Source organism: Actinoplanes philippinensis, from assembly GCF_900113015.1.
Classification (GTDB): Bacteria; Actinomycetota; Actinomycetes; order Mycobacteriales; family Micromonosporaceae; genus Actinoplanes; species Actinoplanes philippinensis.
In genome coordinates, this window is the sequence record NZ_FONV01000011.1 from 149,693 (window position 1) to 174,453 (window position 24,761).

At 70.8% G+C, this 24,761-nt stretch carries 19 protein-coding genes and 1 tRNA gene; 8 read left to right on the plus strand and 12 right to left on the minus strand.

The features are described from left to right. Positions 1 to 13: 13 nt before the first annotated feature. On the minus strand, positions 14 to 238 hold the full coding sequence (gene rpmE, locus BM290_RS28895) for a 50S ribosomal protein L31 (protein WP_093619065.1): 225 nt from the start codon (positions 236 to 238) through the stop codon (positions 14 to 16). 196 nt (positions 239 to 434) lie between these two features. Between rpmE and BM290_RS28900 the strand changes: the two genes are divergently transcribed. Genes BM290_RS28900 through BM290_RS28910 form a run of 3 tightly spaced genes read left to right on the plus strand, consistent with a single transcriptional unit; the run spans position 435 to position 3,006 of the window. Continuing rightward, positions 435 to 1,481 (plus strand): RNA ligase, encoded by a 1,047-nt coding sequence (locus BM290_RS28900; RefSeq protein ID WP_093619066.1) that lies wholly within the window; start codon positions 435 to 437, stop codon positions 1,479 to 1,481. A 6-nt stretch (positions 1,482 to 1,487) separates the two neighbouring features. Then, on the plus strand, positions 1,488 to 2,384 hold the full coding sequence (locus tag BM290_RS28905; protein ID WP_093619067.1) for a phosphatase domain-containing protein: 897 nt from the start codon (positions 1,488 to 1,490) through the stop codon (positions 2,382 to 2,384). A 1-nt stretch (position 2,385) separates the two neighbouring features. Further along, complete coding sequence (locus BM290_RS28910; RefSeq protein WP_239143761.1) at positions 2,386 to 3,006, plus strand: RNA ligase family protein; 621 nt, start codon at positions 2,386 to 2,388, stop codon at positions 3,004 to 3,006. Here BM290_RS28910 and BM290_RS28915 read toward each other — a convergent pair. The 5 genes from BM290_RS28915 to BM290_RS28935 form a co-directional block, all read right to left on the minus strand. Next, complete coding sequence (locus BM290_RS28915) at positions 2,990 to 4,150, minus strand: nitric oxide synthase oxygenase (protein ID WP_093619068.1); 1,161 nt, start codon at positions 4,148 to 4,150, stop codon at positions 2,990 to 2,992. The two genes, BM290_RS28910 and BM290_RS28915, sit on opposite strands and share 17 nt — an antisense overlap. Before the next feature lie 134 nt (positions 4,151 to 4,284). Continuing rightward, positions 4,285 to 6,240, minus strand: coding sequence for a transcription termination factor Rho (gene rho / locus BM290_RS28920; protein WP_093619069.1), 1,956 nt, complete (start codon positions 6,238 to 6,240; stop codon positions 4,285 to 4,287). 295 nt (positions 6,241 to 6,535) lie between these two features. Next, positions 6,536 to 7,480 (minus strand): homoserine kinase, encoded by a 945-nt coding sequence (thrB, locus tag BM290_RS28925; protein ID WP_093619070.1) that lies wholly within the window; start codon positions 7,478 to 7,480, stop codon positions 6,536 to 6,538. 20 nt (positions 7,481 to 7,500) lie between these two features. Then, positions 7,501 to 8,757 (minus strand): MFS transporter, encoded by a 1,257-nt coding sequence (locus BM290_RS28930; protein ID WP_093619342.1) that lies wholly within the window; start codon positions 8,755 to 8,757, stop codon positions 7,501 to 7,503. Between the two features lie 62 nt (positions 8,758 to 8,819). Beyond that, on the minus strand, positions 8,820 to 12,092 hold the full coding sequence (locus tag BM290_RS28935) for an efflux RND transporter permease subunit (RefSeq protein WP_093619071.1): 3,273 nt from the start codon (positions 12,090 to 12,092) through the stop codon (positions 8,820 to 8,822). Positions 12,093 to 12,244: 152 nt separating this feature from the next. Between BM290_RS28935 and BM290_RS28940 the strand changes: the two genes are divergently transcribed. After that, the gene (locus BM290_RS28940) at positions 12,245 to 12,691 is read left to right on the plus strand and encodes a MarR family transcriptional regulator (protein WP_239143760.1); all 447 of its coding nucleotides are present in this window, start codon (positions 12,245 to 12,247) and stop codon (positions 12,689 to 12,691) included. 139 nt (positions 12,692 to 12,830) lie between these two features. On the opposite strand, the gene thrC is transcribed toward BM290_RS28940, so the two are convergent. Genes thrC through argS form a run of 5 tightly spaced genes read right to left on the minus strand, consistent with a single transcriptional unit; the run spans position 12,831 to position 18,641 of the window. Further along, positions 12,831 to 13,880: a threonine synthase gene (gene thrC, locus BM290_RS28945; protein ID WP_093619073.1), complete on the minus strand. Its 1,050-nt coding sequence runs from the start codon at positions 13,878 to 13,880 to the stop codon at positions 12,831 to 12,833. A 47-nt stretch (positions 13,881 to 13,927) separates the two neighbouring features. Continuing rightward, the gene (locus tag BM290_RS28950; protein ID WP_093619074.1) at positions 13,928 to 14,296 is read right to left on the minus strand and encodes a VOC family protein; all 369 of its coding nucleotides are present in this window, start codon (positions 14,294 to 14,296) and stop codon (positions 13,928 to 13,930) included. Further along, positions 14,296 to 15,594: a homoserine dehydrogenase gene (locus BM290_RS28955; protein ID WP_093619075.1), complete on the minus strand. Its 1,299-nt coding sequence runs from the start codon at positions 15,592 to 15,594 to the stop codon at positions 14,296 to 14,298. Before BM290_RS28955 ends, BM290_RS28950 begins: the two co-directional genes overlap by 1 nt. Next, positions 15,591 to 16,976: a diaminopimelate decarboxylase gene (gene lysA / locus BM290_RS28960; RefSeq protein WP_093619076.1), complete on the minus strand. Its 1,386-nt coding sequence runs from the start codon at positions 16,974 to 16,976 to the stop codon at positions 15,591 to 15,593. Before lysA ends, BM290_RS28955 begins: the two co-directional genes overlap by 4 nt. Before the next feature lie 3 nt (positions 16,977 to 16,979). Further along, positions 16,980 to 18,641 carry an arginine--tRNA ligase gene (argS, locus tag BM290_RS28965; RefSeq protein ID WP_093619077.1) on the minus strand — a complete coding sequence of 554 codons (1,662 nt, stop codon included), beginning with the start codon at positions 18,639 to 18,641 and terminating at the stop codon, positions 16,980 to 16,982. A gap of 86 nt (positions 18,642 to 18,727) precedes the next feature. Between argS and BM290_RS28970 the strand changes: the two genes are divergently transcribed. From BM290_RS28970 to BM290_RS28985, 4 genes are all read left to right on the plus strand, one after another. Further along, positions 18,728 to 19,522: a thioredoxin-like domain-containing protein gene (locus tag BM290_RS28970; RefSeq protein ID WP_093619078.1), complete on the plus strand. Its 795-nt coding sequence runs from the start codon at positions 18,728 to 18,730 to the stop codon at positions 19,520 to 19,522. A gap of 2 nt (positions 19,523 to 19,524) precedes the next feature. After that, the gene (locus BM290_RS28975; protein ID WP_239143759.1) at positions 19,525 to 20,166 is read left to right on the plus strand and encodes a DUF305 domain-containing protein; all 642 of its coding nucleotides are present in this window, start codon (positions 19,525 to 19,527) and stop codon (positions 20,164 to 20,166) included. A gap of 105 nt (positions 20,167 to 20,271) precedes the next feature. Further along, a tRNA-Arg gene (locus tag BM290_RS28980) sits at positions 20,272 to 20,343 on the plus strand. A 908-nt stretch (positions 20,344 to 21,251) separates the two neighbouring features. Next, complete coding sequence (locus BM290_RS28985) at positions 21,252 to 22,841, plus strand: LamG domain-containing protein (protein ID WP_093619079.1); 1,590 nt, start codon at positions 21,252 to 21,254, stop codon at positions 22,839 to 22,841. A 23-nt stretch (positions 22,842 to 22,864) separates the two neighbouring features. On the opposite strand, the gene BM290_RS28990 is transcribed toward BM290_RS28985, so the two are convergent. Next, on the minus strand, positions 22,865 to 24,721 hold the full coding sequence (locus tag BM290_RS28990; protein ID WP_093619080.1) for a capsular polysaccharide synthesis protein: 1,857 nt from the start codon (positions 24,719 to 24,721) through the stop codon (positions 22,865 to 22,867). Positions 24,722 to 24,761: the final 40 nt, after the last annotated feature.

A 24,761-nucleotide genomic window follows, 5' to 3' on the forward strand; every position in this document is an offset into this window, starting at 1 on the left:
GCCGTTGAAGCAGTTACTTCTTCTTCGCGGCGGTGACCTTCGCGTACTTCGCCTGGAACTTCGCAACCCGGCCCGCGGTGTCGAGGACGCGCTGCTTGCCGGTGTAGAACGGGTGGCAGGCGCTGCAGGTCTCGACGCGGATCTCGCCGCCCTTGGCGGTGCTACGGGTGGTGAAGGTGCTGCCGCAGGAGCAGATGACCTCGGTGGTCGCGTACTCCGGGTGGATGCCGCTCTTCATGTCTTCTCGGTCCCTCTCGAAAGTGCGGGTCGCCGGGTCGCCTGTGATGAGCAGAGACGTGAACCGGAACCCTTACTGGCCGATGTACCAGTCTGCCATGCCTCCCGTACCGGCCGGAAATCAGGAGGCGCAACTGGATTCATGCTGGTTAACGTGAGCGTCCCTCCCGGCATTCCCACCCTTGGAAGGCACTGCCATGACGCTGCTCCACGACGTCTTCGATCCGGCCGAGCTGGCCTCCGCGGTCGACGCCGGGCTGGTCCGCAAGCAGCGTCATCCCCGCCTGCCGTTCGAGATCTACAACTACACCGAGCACTGCCAGTACTCCGCGGCGTGGAGCCCGATCACGCTGGCGTGCCGGGGCCTGATCGTCGACGCGGACGGCCGGATCGTGGCGCGGCCGCTGACCAAGTTCTTCAACCACTCGGAGAGCCACGCGCCGGTCCTCGATCCGGGCGCGAAGGTCAGCGTGACCGACAAGATGGACGGCAGCCTCGGCGTGCTCTACCACGACGGGTCCGGCTGGGCGGTCGCCACCCGCGGCTCGTTCGCCTCCGACCAGGCGCTGCACGCCACCGAGGTGCTGCGCGGCCGGTACGCGTCGTTCGTCCCGCCGGCCGGCCTGACCGTGCTCGTGGAGATCATCTACCCGGGCAACCGGATCGTCGTGGACTACCAGGGCCTGGACGACCTGGTGCTGCTCGGCGCCGTGGAGATCGCGACCGGCCGGACCTTCGGGCCGGAGGCGGTGCCGGAGTGGCCGGGGCCGGTGGTGGAGTCGTTCACCTACGCGACGTTCGCCGAGGCGCTGGCCGCCCCGCCGCGGGACGGCCGGGAAGGCCTGGTCGTCCACTTCGTGGACGCCGACGAGCGCGTGAAGATCAAGTACGCGGACTACGTACGCCTGCACCGGCTGGTGACGGGACTCACGCCACGGACCGTGTGGGAGATCCTCGCCAACGGCGGTGATCTGGAGGCGCTCACCGAGCCGCTCCCGGACGAGTTCCACGTCTGGGTCCGGGGCGTCGCCGAGGAGCTGACCGCCGAGGTCGACACGCGGGCGGCGGCGGTCGAGGCCGCGTACGAGACGATCGTCACCTCTCTGCCGCCGGGCTGGGGCCGCAAGGAGTTCGCGGCGCAGGCTCTGCGTACCGAGTACCGTGCCGAGCTCTTCCTGCGGCTGGACGGCAAGGACTACCGTCCCGGCCTGTGGCAGCGCGCCCGGCCGGCAGTCAAGGAGTGACCCCCGATGACACGACTTCTCATCACCCGGGGCCTGCCGGCTTCCGGCAAGACGACGTTCGCCCGCAAGCTGCAGCCGGACGTCGTCCGGGTCAACCGTGACGACCTGCGCCGGATGCTGCACGGGCAGCGGCTCTACACCCAGCACGCCGAGGCGCAGGTCACCCGGGCGCAGCGGGCGGCCGTCGAGGCGCTGCTGCGTGCCCGTGGCAGCGTCATCGTCGACGACACCAACATGCGGGCCAAGACGGTCCGGGAGTGGGCCGAGATGGCCGCGCGGTACAACGCGTCGTTCGAGGTGCACGACTTCACCGACGTGCCGGTCGACGAGTGTGTGCGGCGTGACGTCGGCCGGCCCGAGGACGAGCGGGTCGGCGAGGACGCGATCCGGCGCATGCACCAGCGTTATCTGGCCGGGAAGAACCTGCCGCTGCCGGTCCCGTTCGTCGATCCGGGCGGGCCGGGCGTCGTCTACCGGCCCGATCCGGAGCTGCCGCAGGCGGTGCTGGTGGACATCGACGGGACGGTCGCGCTGATGAACGGCCGGAGCCCGTACGACTGGGGACGGGTCGGCGAGGACGAGCCGAACCCGGCGGTGGTGACCGCGGTCCGGGCGATGCACGCGGCCGGCCACGCGATCGTCTTCTGCTCCGGGCGGGACGAGGTGTGCCGTCCGGAGACCGAGGCCTGGCTGGAGCTGTTCGTCGGGGTGCCGTACGAGGCGCTCTTCATGCGGCCCGAGGGCGACAGCCGGAAGGACGCGATCGTCAAGCGGGAGATCTTCGACCGTGAGGTCAATGATCGCTGGCGGATCGTGGGGGTGTTCGACGACCGTCAACAGGTGGTACGTATGTGGCGGCAACTCGGCCTGACCGTCTTCCAGGTGGCGGAGGGGGATTTCTAGGGTGATCAAGTACCCGCGGACGTTCCATCTGCCCGACTCGCCGGGAGCGACCGACGACGATCGCGTCCAGCACGATCTGTCCTGGCTGGACGGCGAGCTCGTGGTGACCGAGAAGATGGACGGCGGGAACCTCACCTTCACCCGCGACACCATGTTCGCCCGCTCGCTGGACTCCGGCACCCAGGCCTGGGACCGGCCGGCCAAGGCGCTGTGGGCGATGACGGCGTACCGGATACCCGACGACTGGCGGGTCTGCGGCGAGTCCATGTGGGCTCGCCGCAGCGTCGCCTACCGTGATCTGCCCGGCGTCTTCCTGGTCTTCGGCATCTGGGACGAGACGAACACGCTGCTCGGCTGGGACGACACGGTGGACTGGGCGCGCCGCCTGGAGCTGCCGGTGGTCCCGGTCCTCTACCGCGGCGGGAGCCTCTCCGAGGCCCGCGCCGCCTGGGCCGCCCAGCGTGACAGCGAGACCTCCGAGGGGTATGTGGTGCGCGCGGCCGGCCGCATCCCGGCCGCCGAGTTCGACCGCAAGCTGCTCAAGTGGGTGCGGGCCGACCACGTCCGTACCGAGGCGTCCTGGCGTCATCGCGACGACTTCGCCCTCAACGAGTTCGCCTAGGGCAGCCGCGGGCCAGCTCGACGGCCTCGTCGTCGAGGTAGAAGGCGGGACGCTGGTCGAACTCGTCGTAGTAGCGGTGGAAGACCGGGGTGATGCCGCCGGACAGCGGCGGGACGATCCACGTCCAGTCGGCGGGCACCCGGCGGCCCGCCTTCTCCTCGTTGCGCAGGTGCGTGAGGAACCGCCGCGACTCGGTGTGGTGGTCGCTCATCTTGACGCCGGCGCGTTCGAAGCTGTGCAGCACCGCCCGGTTCAGCTCGACCAGCGCCCGGTCGCGCCAGAGCGTCGACTCCCGGCTGGTGTCCAGGCCCATCCGCGCGGCGACGAGCGGCAGCAGGTCGTAGCGGTCGGCGTCGGCCAGGTTGCGGGCGCCGATCTCGGAGCCCATGTACCAGCCGTTGAACGGGGCGAGCGGGTAGTGCACGCCGCCGACCGTGAGGCGCATGTTCGCGATCGCCGGAACCGCGTGCCAGCGCAGTCCCAGCTCGGCGAACCAGCCGAACTCGGGGTGGCCGAGCGGCACCTCGCGGATCGCACGTTCCGGCAGCTCGTAGACCCGTACCCCCTCGCCCGGGGTTTCGATGACCAGCGGCAGCACGTCGAACGCCTCCCCCTTGCCCCGCCACCCGAAGCCGCGGACCGCGTCGGTGAGACCGGTCTGCCGCGGGTCGCCGACCGCGACGCCGTCCCCACCGCGGTATCCGGCGTACCGGATCAGCTGCTCGTTCCAGACCCGGGCGTACGGCTGACCCGGCTGCGCCGCGGCGAAGACGCTGATCACCGGCCGGACCTGGCCGTCGCCGGCGGTCTGCAGGTGCTGCACCAGCAGGGAGTAGATCTCGTCGGCGGTACGGGCGCGCCGGCGGTCCAGGACCATGAGGCTGCGCCAGTACAGCCGCCCGATGCACCGGCTCGCGTTGCGCCAGGCCATCCGGGCGCCGTGGGTCAGCTCGTCGGTGGTGTGCACGTAGGTCCCGGTGGCGGCGATCTGCGCGCGGACGATGGCGAGCCGCGGCTCGACCGGCCCGAGGCGGGGGTTCTCGGTGTAGCAGAGGCGCAGGAACTCCTCGGCCTCGCCGGGGTCCACCGGCGCTCCCGGATCCCATGGTTCGGCTGGGCAGTCCCGGTAGCCGGGCACGATCATCGGGCGCCTCCTCCAGTGTCGAGCGGCGGGGATACCGGAGGTTCGCATGACCCGGGATGGACCGAATCAGACATGTTGTGCGACAAAAACGACGCAGCCCACCCGTTTGGGTGGGCTGCGTCGTTTTTATTCGTTTATTCGCCAGGCGTGGACTTGGCGATCTGCATCAGGAACTCGATGTTGGTCCGGGTCTGCTTGAGCCGGTCCATCAGCAGGTCCAGGGCAGCGCCGGACTCCAGCGAGCTGAGCACCTTGCGGAGCTTGTGGATGATCGCCAGCTCCTCCTTGCCCAGAAGGATCTCTTCCTTACGGGTGCTGGAGGCGGAGACATCCACGGCAGGGAAGACCCGCTTGTCGGCGATCTTGCGGTCGAGCTTGAGCTCGGCGTTGCCCGTGCCCTTGAACTCCTCGAAGATCACCGTGTCCATCATCGACCCGGTCTCCACCAGCGCCGTCGCGAGGATGGTGAGCGAGCCACCGTTCTCGATGTTGCGCGCCGCACCGAGGAACCGCTTCGGCGGGTAGAGCGCTGTCGAATCGATACCACCCGACATGATGCGGCCGGAGGCCGGCGCCGCCAGGTTGTACGACCGGCCGAGACGGGTCACCGAGTCGAGCAGCACGACGACGTCGTGACCCAGCTCGACCAGCCGCTTCGCCCGCTCGATGGCGAGCTCGGCGACCGTGGTGTGGTCCTGCGGCGGGCGGTCGAACGTGGCCGCGATGACCTCGCCCTTGACCGTGCGCTGCATGTCGGTGACCTCTTCGGGCCGCTCGTCCACGAGCACGACCATCAGGTGGCACTCGGGGTTGTTGCGGGTGATCGCGTTGGCCAGGGCCTGCAGCACCATCGTCTTACCGGCCTTCGGCGGGGAGACGATGAGCGCGCGCTGGCCCTTGCCGATCGGCATCACCAGATCGATGATGCGCGTGGTGAGGATGTGCGGCTCGGTCTCCAGCCGCAGGCGCTCCTGCGGGTAGAGCGGGGTGAGCTTGTAGAACTCGGGCCGGCGACGAGCCTCGTCCGGCTCCATCCCGTTGATGGTGTCGAGACGGACCAGCGGGTTGTACTTGTCCCGCCGCTGCCCGTCGTTGCCACCGTCCCGCGGGGTGGACCGCACGGCGCCGGTCACCGCGTCGCCGCGGCGCAGACCGTACTTCTTGACCTGCGACATCGAGACGTAGACGTCGTTCGGCCCGGAGAGGTAGCCGGTGGTACGCACGAACGCGTAGTTGTCCAGCACGTCCAGGATGCCGGCGACCGGGACGAGCACCTCGTCCTCGGCCACGTGCGGCTCCCGGCCCTCACGCTGGCCGCCGCCGCGCTCGTCACGCTGGTTGTCGTCACGGTCACGACCCCGGCGACGGTCCCGGAAGCGGCTGCGCCGGCTCCGGCGGCCGCCCTCGCCGTCGTTGTCGTCGTCATCGTGACCCTGGCTGTCGCGGGGACCACGGTCGCGGTCGTCGCGCTGCTGGTTGTCACGCTGCTGGTTGTCACGCTGGCCGTCGCGCTGCTGGTTGTCGCGCTGGTTGCGCTGCCGGTCCCGGTTGCGCTCGCCCCGCTCGGGACGCTCGCCCCGCTCCGGGCGCTCGGTGGGCTCGGCCGCAGGCGCGGGCGCCGGGGCCTCGGCCGTCACGGCGGGCGCGGGGGCCTCGGCCGGAGCGGCCGCGGTCTCCTGCTGGCGCGGCGCGCTCTCCCGGGAACCCCGCTCGCGGCGGCTCCGGGACGGGCGCTCGGCCGGAGCCGGCGCGGTCTCGGCCGGAGCGGCCGCGGTCTGCGGCGCCTCGGCCGGAGCGGACTGGGCGGGAGCCTGGGCGACGGCGTCGGAGCCGTTGGTGCGCGGGCGCGGAGCCGTCTCGGCGGCGGGGGCGCCACCGCTCTGGCGCTCGGTGATCGCGGCGATCAGCTCGCCCTTGCGCATCCGGGCGGTGCCGGAGATGCCGAGGGAGGCGGCGAGGCTCTGCAACTCGGGCAGCAGCATGGCGGACAGCCCGGTGCCGCCCCGGCGGCGCTTCGTAGCAGTCGCGGTGGTGCCTGCGCCGTCAGCGACGTCAGAAACACCCGACGTCACGTCGGTGGTGTCGCTCAATGGATTCCTTCCGTCGGAAAAAGCCCGAGTCCACCCGGAACTTCAGCCTTGGGCCGGGTGCCCTCGGAACCCGCTTCGCAACAGCGGCGCGGGAGTTCGTGCAGCACGGCAGCTCGACGGTATCCCTGCCCGTCGAGTGCCGGCGGGTAGGTCTCGGCGAGTGCAGCGATCCATGGGTGCTGCCCGGCGTTTGCCTTGATGAGAGTTGAGAAAGGCCAGAAGGCCCAGAAATCTCGGGGGTGCGCCGAACCGCAGAGATCGCTTGCTTCGCGGCTGTGCTAGGTCTTGAGCGTAGTCAACTCGTGCGACCTGCGGCAACAGGACCCCGCTCGGCGTGTTCCACCATACCCCCTTTCACACGAGCACCGGCGTCATCCACGCCCAGCACTTCGCTGTGCCAGTGCGCACCGGGTGCGAAATCGCCCGGGACCTCGGTCAACGCCAGCACTGTCGGACCGGCGCCGCTGACCACGGCGGCCACTCCGGCCGAGCGCAGCGCCGCCACCAGGGCCGCCGTGGCCGGCATCCCCGGGGCGCGATAGCCCTGGTGAAGACGGTCCTCGGTGGCCGCGAACAGCAGCGACGGATCACTCGTGAGAGCGTGCGTGAGCAGCGCGGCCCGCCCGGCGTTGAACGCGGCGTCGTGGTGCGGCACCTCGGACGGCAGCGCGGCTCGCGCGGACGCCGTATACCCCAACTCAGCCGGAACGAAAACCGTCGGGCGCACGCCCTCGGCCGGCGTCAGCTTAACCGCCCGCGCCCCGTCCGGCTCGGTCCAGGCCACCGTGAACCCGCCGAGCAGGCACGGAGCGACATTGTCCGGGTGGCCCTCGAGGCGGGCCGCGATGCGCAGGGCGGCCGCGTCGTCGATCCGGTCGAGGCCACCGGCGATCAGGCCGCGAGCCAGCTGGACGCCGCCGACGATCGCCGCCGACGAGCTGCCCATGCCCCGTGCCTGCGGGATCCGGTTGACGCACTCGACGGCCAGGCCGGCCGGCCGCTCGCCCACCTCGTCGAAGGTCGCGAGCATCGCGCGGACCACCAGGTGGTCGGCGCCGGTCGGCAGCTCACCGGCGCCCTCGCCGCGGACCGTCACGGTGAAACCGCCGTCGGTCACCCGCGCCGACAGGTCGTCGTGCAGCGTCAGCGCCAGGCCCAGGGCGTCGAAGCCGGGGCCGAGATTGGCGCTGGTCGCCGGCGTGCTGACGGAGACCGTTTCGGTGACGAAGGTCGAGCCCATCGCCACATGCTAGGGCGTGATCATTTCGGCGGAAGCTCCCCGGTACCGGTAATCCCGAATGTCGGCTCGGCCGACGGGCGGAGCCGACGGGTCGCGATCCGCCAGCCGATCGCGTAGGTCAGGGTGATCGACGCGCAGCCCGCGATGATCCAGCGGGAGTCGACCCGGTCGATGGCCGCGCCCGCGAGCAGCTGGCTGACCGCGATCGCCAGCGTCGCCAGCATCATGTCGGTGGCGAACACCCGGCCCCGCAACACGTCCGGCACCTCGCCCTGCAACGCGAAGTTGGAGAGCACCCAGTTGCTGCCGCCGGCGAAGTGCGCGACGAAGACCAGCGCCGCCACCAGCGGGAACCACGGTGTGAAGGCGACACCGAGATAGCCGACGCCGTACAGGCCCATGGACAGGGCCAGGCCGGGCAGCAGCCAGGACGGCCGGTTCAGCACCGGGCGCATCACCAGCGGGCCGACCAGCGCGCCCGCGCCGCGCAGCGCGAACAGCAGCCCGGCGCCCAGCGCCCCGACCCCGTGCGCCGCCGCGATCAGCGGGAACACGGTCAGCACGCCGTTGCCGAGCCCGACCGCGGACTTCACCGTCACCAGGGCGCGCAGCCGCGGGCGGCCACCGATGTAACGCAGCGACTCCAGCAGGGCGGGCAGGGTCCGGGCCGGCTCGCCGCCACCGCTGCGCGGCGCCTGCATCGGCCGTCGGATCAGGGCGGTGAGAAGGCTTCCGGTGAGCAGCAGGACGGCGGTCACGGCAAAGCAGGCGTACGGGCTGAAGGCGCTGCTGACCACGCCACCCAGCGACGCGCCCACCACCGTCATGGTGCCCCAGGCGGAGCCGGCGATCGTGTTCGCCGCCGCGAGGTCCTCCGGGTCCACCAGGTTCGGCAGCGCCGCCGACGCGGCCGGGGAGTAGAAGGCCTTGGACACCGCGATCGCCCCCACGGCGACGAGCGCGAGTGGTGCGGTGGCCGCGGACCGTACCGCGAACAGCAGCAGCACCGACAGGAACGCCGCCGCGTTGGCGACGATCAGGATCTTGCGGCGGTCCACCCGGTCGGCGACCGTGCCCGTCCACGGGAGCAGCAGCGCCAGGATGCCGGTGTCGGCGGCCAGCACCATCGCGCCCAGGGTGCCGCCGCCGGTCAGCTCCGGGAGCAGCACGAGCAGCGGCACCATGACGAACCAGTCGGCGCCGAAGACGACGAGCTCGGCCGCGAACAGCCGGCGGAAGTCACGATTGCGGGTAAGGACCGAGAAGGCTGCTGGCACGTACCCGACCATAACGGCGATGCCCGGCCCCACCGGGGACCGGGCATCGACTTCGCTACCGCCTACTCGGCCGGGCCGGCCGGCTTGCGCGGCATCTTGAGCACCTCGAACTGGTCGGTGACGCCCCGCAGCGCCGACCTGCCGGACTCGGCCGGGGCCTCGTGCGCGCCGCCGCTGGAGTCCGGCGTCGCCACCGCGGCCGGCACCAGGTCGTCGGCCGGCTCGTCGGCGGCGTGCTTCGGTCCGGCGGCGCCGTCACCCTTGCCCTTGCGCAGCCGCTTGGCGAGACGCTTGGCGCGGCTCTTCTCCTTGCGGTTCTCCACCAGGGTGTAGAGCGTCGGCACCAGCACCAGCGTCAGCAGGGTCGAGCTGACCAGGCCGCCGATCACCACGATGGCCAGCGGCTGCGAGATGAAGCCGCCCTCGCCGGTCAGGCCCAGCGCCATCGGGATGAGCGCGAAGATGGTGGCGATCGCGGTCATCAGGATCGGGCGCAACCGGTGCCGGCCGCCCTCGATCACGGCCTCCTGCACCCCGTACCCCTCGGCGCGGTAATGGTTGATCAGGTCCATCAGCACGATGGCATTTGTCACCACGATGCCGACCAGCATCAGCACACCGATCAGAGCCGGTACGCCGAGCGGGGTGCCGGTGATCAGCAGCAGGCCGATCGCGCCGGTCGCCGCGAACGGGATCGACACCAGCAGGATCACCGGCTGCAGCAGGCTGTGGAAGGTCGCGACCATGATGATGAAGACGATCGCGATGGCCGCCAGCACGGCCAGGCCGAGCTGCTCGAACGCCTCCGCCTGGTCGGCGCCGACACCGGCGATCGTGATCTCCGCGCCGGGCGGCGTCTCCAGGGCGTCCAGGGCCTTCTTGAGGTCGGCGTTGACCTTGCGGAGGTCCGAGCCGACGACCGCGCCGGTGACGCTGGCCGTGCGGTTGCCGCCGGTCCGGGTGATCGTGGGCGGGCCGGCGACCTCCTTGACCTCGGCGACCTGGTCCAGCGGGACGACGCCGCGGGGGGTGGTCAGCGGCAGGGCACGCAGCGCGGCCGGGTCGGCCGGAGCCGAGCCGAACGAGATCACCACGTCCTCGCCGGCGCCGTCGACGCTGATCTGACCGGCCGGGACGCTGCGGAACGTGCCCGCCACGGTCTGGCCGATCTGCGCCTCGGTGAGGCCGGCGGCCGCGGCGGCCTTGCGGTCCACCTCGACCTCGATCCGCGGCACACTGGCCACCAGGGTGGTGTCCACCTCGGTGACGCCGGAGATCCCGGTCATCGCGGTCCGGACCTGCTCGGTGGCGGTGGCGAGGGCCTCGTTGTCGGCGGCCGCGACCTGCACGGAGAGCTGGCTGCTGCCCAGCCCGGAACTCTCCTGGCCGATCTTGATCTCTCCGGCGCCGGTCAGCTTGGCGAACTCGTCGCGCAACTCGCCGGAGACCTTCTCCGCGTCGGCGTCCTCGTCCAGCGCCACGTTGTAGCTGGCGGTGCCGGCGCCGCCGCCCCCGGCGAACGGGTTGGCCGAGTTGCCGCCGACGGTGACCTGGTAGGTGGTGATGTCGTCGCGGGCCGAGAGCACGGCCTCGACCTTCTTCGCCGCCTCGTCGGTGGCGGCCAGGCTGGTGCCGGGCGGCAGCTCCTGGCTGATGTTGAGGCTGTCCTGACCCGACTCGTCGAGGAAGTTGGTCTCCAGACGGGTGGAGAGCGCGAACGTCCCGATCAGCACCACGATGCCGATCAGCACGGTGGTCCAGCGCCGGGTGGTGGCGAACCGGATCACCGGCAGATAGCCGCGCTGCAGCGGGCTGCGCAGCTCCTTCTCCTCGGCGGCCTTGCGGACCGCCTCGTTGTCGGCGCCGGCGGGCGGCGGCTTGAGGAACCAGTACGCCAGCACCGGCACGATGGTCAGCGAGACGAACAGCGAGGCCAGCAGCGCCACCGTCACGGTGATCGCGAAGGACGAGAAGATCTGCCCGACCAGACCGCCGACCAGGGCGATCGGGGCGAAGACGGCGACCGTGGTGAGCGTCGACGCGACCACGGCGCCCGCCACCTCACGGACCGCGCCGAGGATGGCGTGCACCTTCTCCTCGCCGTACTCGAGGTGGCGCTTGATGTTCTCCAGCACCACGATCGAGTCGTCCACCACCCGGCCGACCGCGATGGTCAGCGCGCCGAGGGTGAGCAGGTTGAGGGTGTAGTCGCCGATCCACAGAGCGATCAGCGCGACCAGCACGGACAGCGGGATGGAGACCGCGGTGACCAGCGTCGAGCGGACGCTGAGCAGGAAGACCAGGATGACCACGACCGCCATCGCGAGGCCGAGCAGGCCCTCGGTGGTCAGGCTCTCGATGGACCTCTCCACGTACGGCGCCTGGTCGGTGATCACCGTGAGCGTGGCGCCGGAGTCCTGCTGCAGCTCGGCGAGCAGGTCGCGGACCTTGTGCGAGATCGAGACCGGGTTGCCGTCGGGCCGGGCCGTGACCGCGATGCCGAGGCTGTTCACCCCGTCGGTCCGCGTGTACGACTCGGCGGCCGGCAGCTTGCTCTCCACCGCGGCGACGTCACCGAGGCGGACCGGGCCGCGCGAGCCGGTCAGGTAGAGGTCCTTGAGCTGGTCGACCGAGGTGATCGAGGTGCCGACCTGCACGGTCAGCGATTTCTCCGCCTGGGTGACCGCGCCGGCCGGGATGGAGTTGCCGTTGGCCTGGAGCAGCGTGGTCAGCGACGACGGGTTGATGCCGGCCGCGCCCATCTTCGCCAGGTCGGGGGTGATCACGACCTGCTTGGCGCGGGCGCCGGTGACCTGGGTGTCGCGGACGCCCTCGATCCCGTTGAGCTCCGGCACCACGGTCTCGTTGAGCCGCCGCAGCAGGTCGGACTCGTCGGAGCCGCCGGACGCGGCGAGCACGATCGCCGGGATGTCGTCGGTGCCGCCGGCGAAGACCTGGGGATCCACATTTTCCGGCAGCTGCGCCTGGATGCGGTTGATCGAGGTGGTGACCTGGTTGACGGCGGACTCGATGTCCGTGCCGAACTCGAACATCACGACGACGCTGGCGGCGTTCTCGCGGGAGGTGGACGTGACGGTGTCGATGCCGTCGATGCCCTTGACCGCGTCCTCGATCGGCTTGGTCACCTGCTCCTCGACCGTTTCCGGCGAGGCTCCGGGCAACACCGCGCTGACGAACGCGGCGGGCAGCTCGATCGAGGGGAAGAGCTGCTGCTTGAGGGACGGGATCGCATAGAGCCCGAAGCCACTGATCACCACGGCGATCAGGGCGACGAGACCTCGGTTGGCAAGGCTGAGCCGTGTCAGAGCTGACATGGGCGCTCCCCCGAGAATCGTTCGGTCGATATTGATAGTTTGCATGACGCGAACAAATGGTTTTTCACCGGGCCCCCTGGTACCGTCCTGCAACAGGAACGTCACAAAAGGAGCAGGCGCTGGGCCAGAAAGAGAAGCTCATCGCGGACATCATGGGTTCGTCGATCCAGCTCGAGCACCTGTTCGCCGACGACCGGTCGGACCCGCTCTTCTCGTCACACCTGACGATGTCGCAACTCAAGATCATGTTGCTGCTCTCCCGGCACGGCACACTCGCCGGCGGGGAGCTCGCCCGGATGCTCGGTGTCGGCGCCGCGGCGCTCAGCGGCATGGTCGACCGCCTCGTCGTGCAGGACCTGATCACGCGCACGGAGGATGTGAACGACCGGCGGGTTCGCCGGATCGGACTGACGAAGGCGGGCACCGAACTCATCGAGGGCATCATCACGGCAGGGGTGGCGAAGCAGCGCGAACTCCTCAGCCGACTCTCAGCGGAGGAGTTGACGATCGTGGCCCAGGCCATGGAGTTGCTGGTCCGTGAGGCGGGATCCCAGGCAGCCGAAGAGGCCGCAGCCGGTGAGGATTGTTCAGGACGGTAGAGACGCGGTCGACGGCCTTCCGCGACCCGGACCTCAAGGTGGGTCCTGAACAACCCTCAGTCTTACAGATCATGCTGCGGCCGATTCGGAAACCGGAGAAAGCCGGAGGCGTTAGGCCGGAGGCGTCAGGCCGGAGGCGTTAGGCCAGGTCCAGCGCCTTCGCCGCGAGCAGGGCGTCGTTCGGGATCACGGTCGGCGACGGGGCGGTCGAGATCGCCCACTCCGGGTCCTTCAGGCCGTGCCCGGTCACCGTGCAGACCACCCGCGAGCCGGCCGGGATCCGGCCGGCCTCCGCCTGCTGCAGCAGGCCGGCCACGCTGGCCGCGCTGCCCAGCTCGACGAAGACACCGACCTCCCGGGCCAGCAGCCGGTACGCGTTCAGGATGTCCCGGTCGGTGACCGCCGAGATCAGGCCCTCCGACGCGTCCCGGGCGTCCAGCGCCTTGGTCCAGCTGGCCGGGTTGCCGATCCGGATGGCGGTGGCGATCGTGGACGGGTGCTCGACCACCGCGCCGTTCACGATCGGGGCGGCGCCGGAGGCCTGGAAGCCGTACATCCTCGGGAGCTTCGAGCTGTTTCCGGCCTCGAAGTCCTCCTGGTAGCCCATCCAGTACGCGGAGATGTTGCCGGCGTTGCCGACCGGCAGGCAGTGGATGTCCGGCGCGTCGCCGAGCGCCTCGACGATCTCGAAGGACGCCGTCTTCTGCCCGTGCAGGCGGAAGATGTTCACCGAGTTGACCAGCGCCACCGGGTAGTCCTGGGACAGTTTCGACGCCAGCGCGAGACAGTCGTCGAAGTTGCCGTCGACCTGCAGGAGGCGGGCGCCGTGCACCAGGGCCTGGGCCAGCTTGCCGAGCGCGATCTTGCCCTGCGGGACGAGCACGGCACACGTGATGCCGGCGCGTGCGGCGTACGCCGCGGCGGAGGCGCTGGTGTTGCCGGTGGAGGCGCAGATGATCGCCTTGGCGCCCTCCTCGACCGCCTTGGAGACGGCCATCGTCATGCCCCGGTCCTTGAAGGAGCCGGTCGGGTTGGCGCCCTCCACCTTCAGGTAGACGTCAGCGCCGATCCGCTGGGACAGCACCGGCGCGGGCACCAGCGGCGTGTTGCCCTCGTGCAACGAGACCACCGGGGTGGCCTCGGAGACCGGCAGCCGGTCCCGGTATGCCTCGATCAAGCCCCGCCACATGGCCGTACTCCTTCATTCGCATGTCAGTCTTCGGGATTTGCAGGCCATTATTCAGGACGGTGGCAGACGGCCTCGACGTTGTTGCCGTCCGGATCGCGGACGAAGACGCCGTAGTAGTGCTCGTGGTACTCCGGGTGCAGGCGGGGTTCGTGCAGCACCTCGGCCCCGGCCGCGACGGCGGCCCGGTGGAACGCGTCGACAGCGGCCCGATCGACGGCGGTGAAAGCGATGTGGGCCTCGACGAAACCCTCGCCCTCGTTCAGCTCACCGATCCAGAAATCGGGGTGGTCGGTGCCGTACCCGATGGCGACCTTGAAGTCCATCAACCGGGAGCCGCCCAGGGGCGCCAGCACCGCGTCGTAGAACGCGGCGCTCGCCGCCAGGTCCCGGCACTGGAAGCCCACGTGGTCGAGCACTAGCCGGCACCCCCCTCGACACGCAGCACGCTCGCGATCGACCGGACGATGTCCAGCCGGGACAGCGCCTCGACGGTGGCGGCCAGCGCCGCGTCCGGCGCGCTGTGCGTGACGATGACCAGTTTCGCGTCGTCGGCCCGGCCGGACTGGCGGACCGTGGCGATCGACACCTCGTGCTGGGCGAAGACACCGGCCACGGTGGCCAGGACGCCCGGCTTCTCGGCCACGTCGAGGCTGATGTGGTACCGGGTCAGCGACTCGCCGATCGGGCGGACCGTCAGCTCGGCGTAGTTGCTCTCGCTCGGCGCGCGGGCGCCGGTCAGCCGGTTACGCGCGGCCGCCACGATGTCGCCGAGCACCGCGCTCGCGGTCGGCCGGCCACCGGCGCCCCGGCCGTAGAACATCAGCGGACCGGCCGCCTCGGTCTCGACGAACACCGCGTTGAAGGCGTCGCCGACACTCGCCAGCGGGTGGGTCAGCGGGATCATCGCCGGGTGCACGCGGACACTCACCGATTCGGCGGTGCGCCGGGCGATGCACAACAGCTTGATCGTGCAGCCCATCTCCTTGGCGCTGGCCATGTCGCCGGCGGTCACCCCGGTCATGCCCTCACGGAACACGTCGGCGGCGGTGACCCGGGTGTGGAAGGCGAGCGAGGCGAGGATGGCGGCCTTCGCGGCGGCGTCGAAGCCCTCCACGTCGGCGGTGGGGTCGGCTTCCGCATACCCCAGCTCGGTCGCCTCCTCCAAAGCCTCGTTGAAACCCGCGCCGGTCGACGCCATCGAGGAGAGGATGAAGTTGGTCGTGCCGTTCACGATGCCGGTGACCGCGGTCACGCGGTCACCGTGCAGCGACTCACGCAGCGGCCGCAGCAGCGGGATCGCGCCGGCCACCGAGGCCTCGTAGTAGAGATCCGCGCCGCCGTCGGCCGCCGCGTCGTGCAGCGCCCCGCCGTCCTCGGCCAGCAGCGCCTTGTTGGCGGTGACCACGCTCTTGCCGGCCCGCAGCGCCTCGGTCAGCCACGTCCGGGCCGGCTCGATGCCACCGACGACCTCGATCACGACGTCCACGTCGTCGCGCTTGACCAGGCCCAGCGCGTCCGTCGTGAAGAGCGACGGGTCGACCGGCAGATCGCCGCGCTCCCGGCCGGGGCGCCGCACCGCGATGCCGGCGATCTCGAGAGGGGCGCCGATCCGGGCGGTCAGGTCGTCACGCTGCTCGTGCAGCAGACGGACCACTTCGGAACCAACGATGCCGCAGCCCAGCAGAGCCAGGCGGACGGATTTGGCGGGGCTCATCCGACATCCAATGCAAGCAGGTCGTCCTCGGTCTCCCGGCGCACGATGACGCGGGCGGCGCCGTCGCGAACCGCGACCACGGGTGGCCGAGGAACGTGGTTGTAGTTGCTGGCCATGCTCCGGCAGTACGCGCCGGTCCCGGGGACCGCGAGAAGATCTCCGGGCTGCACGTCGCTGGGCAGGAATTCATCCTTCACGACAATGTCCCCGGACTCACAATGTTTTCCCACAACGCGGGCGAGCAGCGGCTCCGCGTCACTGCGCCGGTTGGCCACCGTCGCCGAGTAGGAGGCGTCGTACAGCGCGGTCCGGATGTTGTCGCTCATCCCGCCGTCCACACTCACGTACGTCCGGATGCCGTCGACGTCCTTGACCGTCCCCACCTCGTAGAGGGTGAAGACCGCCGGCCCGACGATGGCCCGCCCCGGCTCGATCGACAGGTGCGGCTTGCGCAGCGAGGCCAGCTCGCACTCCGACTCGACGATCTTGTTGATCCGCTTGGCCAGGTCACCGGGCGTCGACGGGTCGTCCTGCGTGGTGTACGCGATACCGAACCCACCGCCCAGGTCCAGCTCCGGCAGCTCCACGCCACGCGCGTCCCGGATCTGCGCCTGCAGCTCCAGGATCCGCCGGGCGGCCACCTCGAACCCGCTGGTGTCGAAGATCTGCGAGCCGATGTGCGAGTGCAGGCCGCGCAGGTCGAGCACGCCCTCGTCGAGGATCTGCGCCGCCGCCGCGAACGCCGCCCCGCCGGCCAGCGAGAACCCGAATTTCTGGTCCTCGTGCGCGGTCGCGATGAACTCGTGGGTGTGAGCCTCGACACCCACGGTGACGCGGATCAGCACACCGGGCCGCTTGTTCAGCTCGGTGGCCAGCTCGGACAGGCGGGCGATCTCGTGGAACGAGTCGACGATGATCCGCCCGACCCCGGCCTCCAGCGCCCGGCGCAGCTCGGACACCGACTTGTTGTTGCCGTGGAAGCCGATCCGCTCGGCAGGGAAACCGGCCGCCAGCGCCACCGCCAGCTCGCCGCCGGAGCAGACGTCGAGGAAGAGCCCCTCCTCGTCGATCACCCGGACGACGGCCTTGCAGATGAACGACTTGCCGGCGTAGTAGACGTCGGCCTCGGCGAAGGCCGCCTTGAAGTCCCGGCAGCGGGCCCGCAGGTCGTCCTCGTCGAGCAGGTAGGCCGGCGTGCCGTAGTCGGCCGCCAGATCGGCGACGCCGACGCCGCCGATCTGCAGATCCCCGGCGTCCGTCCTGGTCACGGTCCGCGGCCACAGTTGCGGCACCAGGGCGTTCACATCTTCGGGGGTACGCAGCCAGGCCGGCCCGCGACTGCCGAGGTCACCGTGGAGTGCCCCGGCCTCGTGTGCGCGCATGCCCTACATCCTCTCCGGCGCGGAGACCCCGAGGAGGTCCAAACCGTTGGCGAGCACCGTACGAGTGGCCTCCACCAGCCACAGGCGGGCTCTGTTCAGATCGGTCGGCTCGTCGCCGGCGTAGGGCAGCACCCGGCACGCCTCCTGGAACCGGTGGTAGTCGGGGGCGACCCGCTCCTCCAGGAAGACCGCGATCCGGTGCGGCTCGCGCAGTTCGGCGGCGGTCGCCACCACGGCCGGGAACTGGCCCAGCGTCTTGAGCAGGTTGTTCTCCCGCTCGTGCGACAGCAGGGCGGGGTCGAGGTCGTCGCCGCGGGTCAGGTTGATGTCCGCGGCGTTGCGCAGCAGCGAGCAGATCCGGGCGTGGGCGTACTGCACGTAGTACACCTCGTTGTCCGGCGCGTGCCGGGTGATCTCCTCGATGTCCATCGTCAGCGCCGAGTCGGTCGACGACCGGGCCAGGAAGTACCGCGCGGCGTCCGACCCGACCGCCTCGACCAGCTCGTCCAGCGTGATGATGTTGCCGGCCCGCTTCGACAGCCGCACCGGCTGCCCGCCACGGACCAGGTTGACCAGCTGGCCGATCAGGATCTCGATGTTCTGCTTCGGGTCGTCGCCGGCGCACGCTGCGATCGCCTTGAGCCGGCCGATGTAGCCGTGATGGTCGGCGCCGAGCAGATAGATGCAACGGTCGAAGCCACGCTCGCGCTTGTTGATGTAATACGCCGCGTCGGCCGCGAAGTAGGTCTTCTCACCGTTGGACCGGATCAGCACCCGGTCCTTGTCGTCGGTGAAGTCGGTGGTCCGCAGCCAGACCGCGCCACCCTCCTCGAAGATGTGACCCTGTTTGCGCAGCTCCTCGATGGCGTGCTCGACCGCGCCGCCGTTGTGCAGCGTCTGCTCGGAGAACCACACGTCGAAGTGCACGCCGAAGCGCTCCAGGCTCTCCCGGATCTCCTTGAGCATCAGCTCGTAACCACGGGCCAGGAAGACCGGCAGCGCGGTCTCGGCCGGCTGCCCCACCAGGCCCGGATCGGCCTCGGTGATCACCTTGGCGATCTCGGTGACGTACTCGCCGACATACCCGTCCTCGGGGGTGGGCTCGCCGTTGGCCGCCGCGAACAGCGAACGGGCGAACCGGTCCACCTGGGCGCCCGCGTCGTTGATGTAGTACTCACTCGTCACCTCGGCGCCGGCGGCCGACAGCACGCGGCGCAGCGAGTCGCCGACGGCGGCCCAGCGGGTGTGGCCCAGGTGGATCGGGCCGGTCGGGTTGGCCGAGACGAACTCGAGGTTCACCTTCTGCCCGGCGAGGGCGGTGTTACGCCCATAGGCTGAACCCGCCTCGACCACCAGCTTGGCGATCGAACCGGTCGCGGCCGCGTCCAGACGGATGTTCAGGAAGCCCGGGCCCGCGATCTCCACCGATTTGATGCCCTCGCGGCCACCCAGCTCCTCGGCGAGCGCCGCGGCCAGCTCGCGCGGGGCGACGCCGGCCTTCTTGCCCAGTTGCAGGGCGAGGTTGGAGGCGTAGTCGCCGTGCTCGGGGTTGCGCGGCCGCTCCACCGTCGTCGTGGCGGGCAGCAGCGCGACGTCGAGTCCGCGCGTCTCGAATACGGCACGAGCGGCTGAGAGAACGGTGTCAGCAAGGTTGGCGGGAGTCACTCAGCCATGCTATCGGGGGTAGACTTCGGCGTTCGGCGGCCACCCGAGCCCCGCCCCTTCCCTTTTTGACGAATCGACGAGGCACGATGAGCATGAGCACCCCGGGGCCCGAACGGGTCCCGTCCACCGTCAAGGTCGGCAAGACCACAGGCCAGGGCAAGCCGCCCTCCGGCGGCTCCGGCGCCGGCAAGCCCGGCGGGTCCCGCCCCACCGGCAAGGGCGGTAAGGGCGGCAAGGGTCGCAAGCCGGTCACGCCGGTCAAGGTGAGCGGCGGGCGCAACTGGGGCCCGATCGCCGTCGCCGGCCTCGTCGTGGTCGTCGCCGTCGGCATCATCGGCTGGGGCGTCTTCGCCTCCGTCAAGAGCGACAAGGACAAGGCCGTGCCGTGGGAGGAGCGGGCCGCCGCCATCACCGGCCTGGTCAACTACCGCGAGACCAACCCCGACCTGGTCAAGGGCAGCCAGCACAAGAGCGGCGTCCTCAAGTACGAGCAGTCCCCGCCGGTCGCCGGTGAGCACAACCCGAGCTGGGAGAACTGCAACGGCGTCGTCTACACCGAGCCGATCCCCAACGAGCACGCGGTGCACAGCCTGGAGCACGGCACGGTGTGGATCGCCTACCGCCCCGACCTGCCGGCCGACCAGGTCGCCACCCTGGCCGCAAAGGTCGAGGGCAAGGAGAAGGCGATGATGAGCCCGTTCCCCGGGCTGACCAACGCCGTCTCCCTGCAGGCCTGGGGCTACCAGCTCAAGGTCGACTCGGTCGACGACCCGCGGATCGACGAGTTCGTCAAGGCGCTCCGGGTCAACGCCTCCATCGAGGGCCCGACCGCTCTCTGCGACCGCGGCGTCTCCGTCACCGGCAGCACCCCGCAGGGCTGACCGTGTCCGCCACCGTCTCCGTGGACACCCCCGCCCCAGCGCCTTCCCGGTTCAGTTACTGGATCCCGGTGGCGCTGGTGCTGGGGCTCGTCCTCGGCGTCGCCATCGGCTTCCTGGTGCCGCACGGCGAGAGTCTGCCCGCCGACGACTCCGCCGAAGCCGGCTTCGCCCGGGACATGACGACCCACCACACCCAGGCCGTCGAGATGGGCCTCATCGCGTATGCGCAGGCGTCCGACCCCGAAGTGCGGACCATGGGCGTCGACATCGCCCTCAACCAGCAGGGCCAGATCGGCATGATGCAGGCCTGGCTCCGCGAGTGGGACCTCCAGCCCACCGGCAACCAGCCCGCCATGGCCTGGATGCCGGACGGCGCCGGCGCCGTGATCAACGGCCTGATGCCCGGCATGGCCACCCCCGAGGAGATGAAGAAACTCCGCGAGACCACCGGCATCGAGGGCGACCGCCTGTTCCTCCAGATGATGATCAAGCACCATCTGGGCGGCGTGCACATGGCCCAGGAGGTCGCCGAGGTGAGCAAGGACAAGGAGGTCGTCGAAGCCGCACAGCTGACCATCAACAGCCAGCAGCGCGAGATGACCGACATGAAGACCCTCCAGGAGAAGCTCGGCGCCGCCTCCTGACCAGGCGTTATCGACGGGCCGCCGGGTTTTCCCGGCGGCCCGTCCGTTTTCGGCGATACCGGTTGGCCGGGTCGCAGGGGGTGCTGCTAGGCTCATCATCACTGAGCCCCCGTAGCTCAGGGGATAGAGCGTCGCCCTCCGGAGGCGAAAGCGCAGGTTCGAATCCTGCCGGGGGCACAAGCGATGAGCGATCTCTGTCCGCTGGGAAACGCGGACCGGGGTCGCTCTTTCATTTCTGCCCTGGGGCCCGAGGCCCCAGACCCCACGTCACGGCCAGTAGCGGTGGTTGCCGCGGGGCCGCGCCTTTTCGGGGCCACGATCCACCTCGGTCATCGCCACACTGTCCGCTGCAGCTACCGCCCCACGGACCAGCCTCGCCGGACCACGATCCACCGCAGGGCCGGCGCCTCTCGGCAGGCCACGATCCGCTGCCGGTCACCGCCACAGCCCACACCGCCGCCAAGTCACGGTCCACGGCTGGCCACCGCCACAACCCACACCGCCGCCAGGCCACGGTCCGCTGCTGGCCACCGCCGCACAGCCCACGTCGCCGGGCCGGCAAAGCCCATGCCGTCGCCGGGCCGCGACGCGGTGCCGGATACCGCCGCGCGACTCGCGCCGTCAACCAGGCCTCTCCACCTGCGATCACTGCCACACGGGCCGTCTCCCACCGAGACCGCGAATCCGCCACAGCTGATGCCGCACGCCACGCGTCTTTTACCGGGCCACGATCCGATGCTGGTTACTGCCGTGCCAGCACCGGACCGCGATCGGCCGCGGGGAGCCGCTGCGCGGTTGTGCCGGACGCTGGGCCGTGAGCCGTCCGGCGGCCGTGCCGCGCGCGGTTGTGCCGGACGCTGGGCCGCGAGCCGTCCGGCGAGCCGTGCCACGGCCGGTTTTGCGGGGTTCGGCGGACTGGTCCGGATAGTGCTGCGCGGCGGACCGTGGGGAGCTTCCGGGATCGACGTCAGTGAGCGGATGGCAGCGCCCCGCACGTGCGGGGCGCTGCCACACTGATGCGGCCGACGACTCGATGACCTTGATTGTGTCGGGGCGCTTCTGTCGATCTTCGCGGGGAAGGTCCTATGAGAACCCACCATCTCCTGTCCGGTACTGATCACGGGATCACGGCGCGCCTCGCCGTGGCCTGTGCCGCCTTGCTTCTCCCTCTCGCCACTGCCACCGCAGCCAGTGCCGCGCCGCCCGCGGCAACCCTTGCCGGTCCGCCCGCGTCGCCGCGAGCGATCTGGGGGCTGGAGACCCACCCGTGGACCTCGGGACCGGAGGAGGCGCTCTCCGATCAGCAGCCCGCGCTCGACGACACTCCGCTGACCGGCACGAACATCGGCTGGGAGGACGACGCCCGGATTCTCGGGAGCGGGACGGTGTCGCTCGACGGCAGGTCGTCGTACCTGTCGGCGGCGCCCGCCACGCTCAGCACCGCCGCGACGTTCTCGTTCACCGCCTGGGTACGGCTCACCGACACCTCCGTCAGCCGGACCCTGGCCGGCAAGGCGGGAGCGGGCCGGGACACTCTCACGGTCGGCTACGACAAGGCCACGAACAGGTGGCAGGTCCGGATGCCGTCGAAGGCCGGCAAGGGTGGCCGGGTGGCCGTCGCGCGGTCGGTCTCGGTGCCGCGGGCCGGGCTGTGGACGCATCTGGCCGTGACGCACGACGCCGACGCGCGGACCCTCACCCTCTGGGTGAACGGGACGGCCGAGGCCACCGTGAGCAGGGTCACCGCGGTGAACGACCCGGCCGGGGAGTTCCGGCTGGGCCGTGGTGACACCGGCTGGTGGCAGGGCAACGTGGCGCAGGTCCGGATCTACGACCGGGTGCTGGCCGGGCAGGACTTCACCGGCTGGCTCGCGTCCGATCCGGCCTCCGGAGGCTTCGATCAACCGGGGCTGCTGACGCCGTGGCTGGTCGGGCGGTGGAGCTTCGAGGGTGCGACGCCGTGTTACGAGGAGGATCTCGATCCGACGCTCTGCTCGGCGCCGGACAGCACCGCCTTCGATCGGCAGCTCACCCTGACGCGGGGCGCCGACGTCGTGTCGAACGGCGGCGGCAACGCGCTCGAACTCGACGACACGCACTGGGTCGACGACCCTTCCGACCCGCACTACGGCGAGGCGACCCGCGAATACGGCCATAGCCAGGTCAACGTGGGCCGGCCGGCGAACCCGGTGTGGCAGGACGGGCCGGTTCTGCTCACCGGCCAGTCGTTCACGGTGTCGGCCCGGGTACGCCTCGACCCGGCGCGCGGCGCACAGACGGTCATCTCCCAGGACGACGGGGACAGGAGCGCCTTCCACCTGGGGTTCGAGCCGGCCGACGGCGGGCGCTGGGTGTTCGGTCTCACCGACGGCTCCGCCACCGTCTCGGCGAGCGCGCCCGCGGCGGACCTCGACCGGGGGCACCACCTCGTCGCCGTTGTCGACGCCACCCGCCGGCAGGCGCGGCTCCACGTCGACGGAACGCCGGTCGGGACCGTCGACCTGGGCGCCGCCTGGCAGTTCCGTCAGGCGGCCGGTTCGCTGCTCGTCGGCCGGGCGACCACCCCGGCCGGGCCGGCCGGATGGCTCTTCGGGGAGGTCGACGACGTCAACGCGTACCAGGGCGCGCTGAGTGATCTGGACGTGCAGCGCCTCTTCCAGGGGCAGTCCGTCTGACGGTCGACGCCGACGGCAGCGGGTCAGTGGTCGCCGCGGATGATGCGGGCCAGGTAGGACTCGCTGCCGCCGGCGGCCGGGGAGAGCTGGTGGCGCAGCTTGTGCACGAAAGCGCCTTCCATGATGGTCTGGAACATCTCCGGGTCGTACGGCCGGAGCAGCACCGACTGCAGCGCGTGCGGGGGTGTCGCGTTGAGCCGCAGGCCGGCGTCCCATTCGGTGCGGAACCGGTCGTCCAGCCGGTGCAGCATCTCGAAGATGTGGTGGTGCAGGAGCACGTCGACGATTTCGCCGCGCTTCTCCCACCACAGGAACGACGCGGCGCGCCACAGGTGCATGACGTAGCTGTCGGGGCGGCTCGCCAGGAACCAGTTGACCAGGTACGGGCCGGTGTACGTGAAGGCGAACACGCTGCCCTTGGCCAGTGCCCGGTCGATGTGCGGCCGCAGCGGCTCGGTGACCAGGCAGGCGGCGTCGACCCAGATGCCGCCGAACTTCTCCAGCAGCAGCATGCGCAGCAGGTCGGAGTAGTGGTAGTGGTCGCCTTCCAGGGCGGCGGCCAGGTCCTCGGGCACGTCGGCGTAGGCGCCGATGTTCGCCAGGGACAGCTCGTGCACGCGGGAGCCGGGATTGTTCGTGCGCAGCGCCGTGAGGCAGGCCTTCACCACCGGGGGCGCGGCCTCGAAACCCTGCGCCCAGTAGACGAAGATCGGCTGGTCGAAGGTGCTGTCCGCGGGGCGGGCCAGACGCTGCTCGGCCTGGGTGCGGATCTGGACCAGGTGCTCGGCCAGGAAGATGCCCAGCTCACGGCGGGCGCCGAAGGAGGTGACGTCGGAGTCGAGCAGAGCCGTCCCGTCGAAGGGCAGTTTCGTGTCGTGGGCCAGGGCCGCGGCCGAGGCCTGGCGGCTGTCGTCCCGGCGTTTCAGCTTGTCGTAGGCGAGGGCCAGCGCGTAGCCGCGTTCGAACGCCTCGGGCCGCTTCGCCACCGCGCCGCGCAGCAACTGTTCGGCGGCCGCCCAGCGTTCCTCGGTCAGCGCGATCCGGCCCAGCTCCCAGGCCGCGTCGCCGTCCGGGTCGCCGGCCTTGACCACCTGACGCAGCGCGTCGACGGCCGCCGCGGTGTCGCCCGCGGCGAGCGCGAGCCGGGCGACGGCCATCGGGTCACCGGCCACCAGTTCCCGCAACACCGCCGCCTCCGCCGGCGTCTCCGGCTCCACGACGGCGGACCCGGCGCCGGGGAGGGCGTCCGGCTGGAAGGTACGGCGGGACGGTGAGGCGTTGGGCGAGCCGGTCCACTCGTAGCGGTACACGTCGTCGGCCGGGGTGTCCCCGTCGAAGTGCCGGACCGGCGCCTCGGTGGCGGTGACGGCGTAGTCGTACCAGATGGCGTCGCCCTGCCCCGCGCCGAGCCGGACCCGGACGTCGCGCGCTCCCTCCGGAACGGTGAACGTGACCCCGATCCGGTGATGCCCGTACTCGTTGCGGGCCGGCATGGATCGTGCCGACGCCGGCTCCTCGGCCACCCACTCGGCGGCCAGGCGCGGCGGCGGCCCGGCCAGCGGAGACGCCAGGAAGACCGACACGCTCGCGTGGTGGGTGCCGGGCGACAGGCTGGTCAGGGCGGGGGTGACGGCGGCGCCACCGCGGCCGGGCACGGTCACCCGGAGGCCGGTCACGCCGGGCAGGCCGGGCACCTCGGCGCGCTCGGCGGACACCTGCTCGGGCACGTCGACACCGTCCGGTGCGACGCGGAAGCCGGGGTCGGGAGCGAGATTGAGCACCGACGGCCAGGCGACGGGAGCGGGCACCGGCTGCTGCGGGGCACGGCGGAGCACCGCCCGGAACCGGGTGAGCCACTCGTCGGATGCGTTCGCCGTCATCGATGTCCCTTTCGCAGCGTGCCGCCGCAGTTTAGTCGGA

Coding starts and splice junctions, on each gene's coding strand:
- thrC (WP_093619073.1), bottom strand. CDS start 13,880: ATGTGGCGGGGCTTGATCGAGGCATACCGGGACCGGCTGCCGGTCTCC.
- rpmE (WP_093619065.1), bottom strand. CDS start 238: ATGAAGAGCGGCATCCACCCGGAGTACGCGACCACCGAGGTCATCTGC.
- BM290_RS28915 (WP_093619068.1), bottom strand. CDS start 4,150: ATGATCGTGCCCGGCTACCGGGACTGCCCAGCCGAACCATGGGATCCG.
- lysA (WP_093619076.1), bottom strand. CDS start 16,976: ATGCGCGCACACGAGGCCGGGGCACTCCACGGTGACCTCGGCAGTCGC.
- BM290_RS28900 (WP_093619066.1), top strand. CDS start 435: ATGACGCTGCTCCACGACGTCTTCGATCCGGCCGAGCTGGCCTCCGCG.
- BM290_RS28970 (WP_093619078.1), top strand. CDS start 18,728: ATGAGCATGAGCACCCCGGGGCCCGAACGGGTCCCGTCCACCGTCAAG.
- thrB (WP_093619070.1), bottom strand. CDS start 7,480: ATGGGCTCGACCTTCGTCACCGAAACGGTCTCCGTCAGCACGCCGGCG.
- BM290_RS28940 (WP_239143760.1), top strand. CDS start 12,245: ATGGGTTCGTCGATCCAGCTCGAGCACCTGTTCGCCGACGACCGGTCG.
- BM290_RS28990 (WP_093619080.1), bottom strand. CDS start 24,721: ATGACGGCGAACGCATCCGACGAGTGGCTCACCCGGTTCCGGGCGGTG.
- BM290_RS28905 (WP_093619067.1), top strand. CDS start 1,488: ATGACACGACTTCTCATCACCCGGGGCCTGCCGGCTTCCGGCAAGACG.
- BM290_RS28985 (WP_093619079.1), top strand. CDS start 21,252: ATGAGAACCCACCATCTCCTGTCCGGTACTGATCACGGGATCACGGCG.
- BM290_RS28955 (WP_093619075.1), bottom strand. CDS start 15,594: ATGAGCCCCGCCAAATCCGTCCGCCTGGCTCTGCTGGGCTGCGGCATC.
- BM290_RS28935 (WP_093619071.1), bottom strand. CDS start 12,092: ATGTCAGCTCTGACACGGCTCAGCCTTGCCAACCGAGGTCTCGTCGCC.